Origin of the sequence: Barnesiella sp. ET7, assembly GCF_024733785.1 — a bacterium.
GTDB lineage: Bacteria > Bacteroidota > Bacteroidia > Bacteroidales > Barnesiellaceae > Barnesiella > Barnesiella merdigallinarum.
Genome location: NZ_JANRHM010000084.1, coordinates 1 through 375 on the forward strand (window position 1 = coordinate 1; position 375 = coordinate 375).

Annotated in this window: 1 protein-coding gene; it reads left to right on the forward strand. The window is 49.9% G+C overall.

Translation table 11 applies throughout. The features are described 5' to 3' along the window. Window positions 1-9 precede the first annotated feature (9 nt). A partial coding sequence (locus tag NW211_RS14025; RefSeq protein ID WP_258328293.1) for a PRTRC system protein E occupies window positions 10-375 on the forward strand: 366 nt, incomplete at its 3' end.

The following is a 375-nucleotide window of genomic DNA, read 5'->3' on the forward strand; positions in this document are numbered from 1 at the left end:
CATAAAGTTATGTTTTTCACATCAATTTCACAGATGATGACCGAGAGCGTAGATCTTACGCTCGTCATCCGCAAAGCGAACGGACAGCTTACTGTATCAACATTGCCGAAGGCCAACGGACTTAAAGATGAGGCAGCAAACCACATCATTCCGCTGACACTAACGGGCACTCCCGAAGAGATGGATGCAGAGTTCCTGCAACACATCATGCAGCCTATACGCAAGGCTACGGGGCTTATCTCCAATTTGATGGAGTTCGAGAAGCAGGCAGACAAGGCCGCTGCCAACAGTAAGGCGGCAAAGGATGCCAAGGCTAAGGAGACCAAGGAGGAGAAGGAGAAGCGTGAGAAGTACGAGAAGCATATGAAGAAGGCC